The organism is Crocosphaera watsonii WH 8501, from assembly GCF_000167195.1.
GTDB classification, from domain to species: Bacteria; Cyanobacteriota; Cyanobacteriia; order Cyanobacteriales; family Microcystaceae; genus Crocosphaera; species Crocosphaera watsonii.
The window spans coordinates 1-4,047 of record NZ_AADV02000255.1 but is presented as its reverse complement, the minus strand read 5'-3'; the positions used below and the strand labels follow the sequence as shown (position 1 = coordinate 4,047).

3 protein-coding genes and 2 pseudogenes are annotated in these 4,047 nt (G+C 38.3%); 4 read left to right on the top strand and 1 reads right to left on the bottom strand.

All coding sequences use genetic code 11. From position 1 onward, the window contains the following. Window positions 1-352 (top strand): annotated as a pseudogene (locus tag CWATDRAFT_RS30195) (IS1634 family transposase); the annotation flags it as partial. Between the two features lie 269 nt (window positions 353-621). Beyond that, the gene (locus CWATDRAFT_RS30190) at window positions 622-1,908 is read left to right on the top strand and encodes an RNA-guided endonuclease InsQ/TnpB family protein (protein WP_042712921.1); all 1,287 of its coding nucleotides are present in this window, start codon (window positions 622-624) and stop codon (window positions 1,906-1,908) included. Window positions 1,909-1,954: 46 nt separating this feature from the next. Here the strand turns inward: CWATDRAFT_RS30190 and CWATDRAFT_RS30185 are convergent, their stop codons facing one another. Next, window positions 1,955-2,107 carry a chlorophyll a/b-binding protein gene (locus tag CWATDRAFT_RS30185; protein ID WP_007308517.1) on the bottom strand — a complete coding sequence of 51 codons (153 nt, stop codon included), beginning with the start codon at window positions 2,105-2,107 and terminating at the stop codon, window positions 1,955-1,957. Window positions 2,108-2,320: 213 nt separating this feature from the next. On the opposite strand from CWATDRAFT_RS30185, the gene CWATDRAFT_RS39030 reads away from it, so the two are divergent. Next, complete coding sequence (locus CWATDRAFT_RS39030) at window positions 2,321-2,485, top strand: hypothetical protein (protein WP_007313198.1); 165 nt, start codon at window positions 2,321-2,323, stop codon at window positions 2,483-2,485. A 101-nt stretch (window positions 2,486-2,586) separates the two neighbouring features. Then, a pseudogene (locus tag CWATDRAFT_RS30180) lies at window positions 2,587-3,821 on the top strand (pentapeptide repeat-containing protein). Window positions 3,822-4,047: the final 226 nt, after the last annotated feature.

The window sequence follows — 4,047 nt, the reverse complement described above, 5'->3', positions numbered from 1 at the left end:
TAATCTACGAAAGAGATTTCGATTTTTGAAGATCCCTTATTGTTACTGATAGTTTCTTCGTTGAAAAACCAGAAAGAATAGAAACAATGTTATTTTTAATGTCTTTTGTGTTTGTTGAGTTTATAACTTGGGGCAAAGAGAATTAAGAAATTGTTTAAAAAGAGTCAAAAAAGGAATAAATAATCAAGTAGGGAAAGTAACATTGCGTCCGACTTTGAGGTGGATATTTCAATGTTTTCAAGGTATTCATTATGTGATTTTAAACGGAGTTAAACAAATTGTCAATTTAACAGAAGAAAGGCGTTTTATATTGAGTTTATTACCTGCATCTTGTCAAAGATATTATCTATGAATTGAATTGAATAAAGCAAAAATAATAAAAGAATAAGAGTCTAATGATATCAAATGAGAAGAGGAAACTCTCCTTCGTTTGTGCTGAGTCTTGCTAAGTTTTCAATGAGTATAAATCTTCTTAATTTGATTATTTTTCCTAAAAATTTAATGAAAAGAGAAATATTCTTGCCCAGGTATGATTTTCGGACTTTTTAAAACTATGTATTTTTTTTATACTACATTTTGAAGTGCGGAATCTGGGTTATAAAATTGTGCTAGAATTGCTGTATGCTAACAATGAACATGACCTTCCGAATTTATCCAAGTGCTGACCAGGAAGCTATGATGCTTGACTGGCTAGAGACTTGCAGACGACTTTATAATCGTTGTTTGCGAGATTTAAAGACTTGGTTGAATGGGAAGAAATGCCCTATTGATAGGTGTTCATTAAAGCAAGAATATATTGTGCCAGCCGATCTACCGTTCCCAAGTTACCTTGAACAAAAACGCCAATTAACTCAATGGAAAAAAGAAAATCCTTGGTTTAAAGCAGTTCATTCTCAAGTAACTCAAGATGTAGTCAAAAGGATGCACAACACTTGGGAAGCGTTTAAGAAACGGGGTTTCGGATTCCCAAGATTTAAAAAATATGGACAGTTTCGTTCATTTTTGTTCCCTCAGTTCAAAAACCCACCCCTCCAACTCCCCTCCCAGGAGGGGAGTTGGAGGGGTGGTTATCAGATAAAACTTCCAAAAATAGGCTCAGTTTTAATTGAACTTCATAGACCTATTCCAGAAGGTTTTGTAATTAAACAAGTCAGGGTATTATCAAGGGCTAGAGGAACAAAATGGCACGTTGTAATAACTGTTCAATCTAATGTCGAAGTACCCAATCCTTTACCGAAAGGTAGAGGACTTGCCATAGACATTGGGCTTGAGAATTTTCTCACCACTTCAGACAATTTCACGATTAAACCTGCTAGATTTTTTCGAGAGTTACAAAGTCGGTTGAAAGAACTACAACGTAAAGCATCTCGAAAAAAGAAAGGGTCTAAAAACTGGGAAAAAGAACAAATTGGAGTGGCTAAACTTCATCATAAAATAGCCAATTATCGTAAAAACTTTCATTTTCAAGTTGCTCATCAATTATGTGACCAAGGTGACATGATCTTTGTCGAAGACATTGACTTTGGAATATCAGCTAAAGGCTTTCTTGGTAAGTCAATGCTTGATGGTGGTTTTGGGCAATTCAGAACAATATTAAAGTGGGTTTGTTGGAAACGAGATAAGTTTTTTGCTCAAGTTGACCACAAATACAGTAGTCAAATTTGTCCTAATTGTGGGACTCACACAGGCAAAAAACCGTTATCTCAACGCCAATATATTTGTCCTGAATGCAATTATCAAACCACAAGAGATCATGCCGCAGCAGAAGTTCTTTTGCAACGAGGATTGGGTTCAGTTCAATTCGTACGCATGGACGATGCGGAAAGGAAACTGCCTAGTAATGGCGATCTGTCGGGGTCAGTCTGGGACTGGCTAGATAAGTGCCGATCTAGGAATACTCAAGAGTGATCTTGAGAAGCCTACACTGTACGCCTTGCGTCAGTGTAGGAGTACGTCACAGTATGCCCCAAAAGTGTAATACCCCTTGACCAGTTACCAATTCTACGATTAAAGCCGAAACAAAGCCAATCATAGCTAAGCGGCCATTCCAGTTTTCAGCGTAGCCTGTGAAGCCAAATTTTCCTTCGTTTTGGTTGTTGCTTTTCATGAGGGATATCAGAAGATAGAGCTTTCTGTAAAGTATTGTAAATAAATACTAATAATGTAGCAACTGTTGGGGAACTTTAAGGTTGGTTGGAGATTTATGGATTTTATTGTTGACGATAGATGAAAGCTGACACGAAAGCTAACACGAAAGCTAACATACACCCTTTAAACTGATAATCAGTAATCATTATCAATAATTCAAAAGGATAAAACAATGACTTGTGAACAACTACAGCAATCTTATCAAAAGCAATTGGTTAAAGCTGGTGTGTGTCAAAAAAAAGCCGAACAAGCAGCTAAAACACTGACTGTACAAGAACTGGAAATCATCGGTGAAATTTGGCAAGACTGGGGAAAAGTTGTTGATCGTCTCAACTAACACCCAATGGTTTGAATGGAGGGTATAGGGCAAATCAAGAATCTTTGTAGTCTCATTCAACGCTAAAATCAAAGCAGCCCATAATAATATCAATAAAATATATGACGAGCCCTCCTGAGTCTTCTTCTGTTTCATCCTCAGAAGCTAACGGCAAAGAAGAGATTAACTCCTCACCTCAACTTATATCACCTGTAAATCTAAACTCTTCTCAAGAGGCAGTAAAACCCTTATATCTTCAAGAAGTTAAGTCTTCTAACTCCTGGCTACTCTTAACGGCCGTTGGTGTGATGGGAATAGGTTTACTTTTACACTTACCCTGGATCGGTCTAACTGGTGCCATAGTATCCTTAATTTTGTCATTAAGAGTCATTTTTCCCTCTATTCAAAATTGGTTTCTCAGGTATCTGACACCAGAAGAAAGGGAAACCCTAATTGGATTTAGCGTTTTTACCATGTCCTTAGCAGGGGTTTTCTACTATTTAGGCATTTATCAAATTATTCGTAACTGGCTCAATCAGTTCAAATACGATGAGTTTGGTTCTTGGGCCGAGTGGGTTGGGGCTTTAGGGCAGATTATGATCGCTATTTTAGCCGTATATGTTGCCTGGGCTCAGTACGTAATCTCCAAAGACCTAACCCTACAGCAAAACCGGATTACGCAACAACAAACTATTGACACCTATTTTCAGGGTGTTTCCGATTTAGTTTTGAACGGAGAAGGAATGTTAGAAGATTGGCCCCAAGAACGTTCCATCGCTGAAGGAAGAACCGCCGCCATTCTCAGTAGTGTTGATGGCATAGGGAAAGCGAAAATTTTACGCTTTCTATCTCAATCACGACTATTAACCCCATTAATGCGAGATAGCCGTCTGGGAAGACCCATGTTAGACGGGATTGGTGGTTATGCCGAAGATCGAGCCTATGGTGTTCGAGTTATTAATTTAGGGGTGATGTTAGCCGGTGCCAATTTATCTAATCAAGATTTACGCTGGACAGATTTAAGTGAAGCCAATCTCGTTCGCGCTAATTTAAGCGGTTGTGATCTCGTTAAAGCCAACCTATCTCGTACCATCTTCTACGATGCTAATCTTCAAGGGGCTGATCTTAAAAGCACTCGTTTATTTTATGGTTCCCTAGAAACCGCCAGTCCTCGCTCAAGAAATCATCCCCCTGATTACGCTACAGGTGCTTATACAGGAGTGGTTGTGGAAAAACTGTAACTTAGACCAACTGAAAAATTTGACCCCCCAACCACATTAATTATTTGGGCCCTTGGAGTGGAAAAAAAAGCCCTCCGACTATTACAGGGGGTTGTCAAGAATCCCCAAATAACTAAAACGTTGAACCAAAAAAAAACCCAGATTCCCCACTCTCACCTGGCGAATGGGGAGGTACAATGCTTGATTAAAATTAAAGAAATTTAAGTCCGTCTTACGGAATTTAATGGAACTTGAACCTAATTTCATAAACCTTTCCACCCGGGCAAAACTTTATTTTGAGCCCAAAATTTCCAAAAATCATTTTTGGGGAAACGCCCTTAAAGGGAAAAAATTCACATAAAA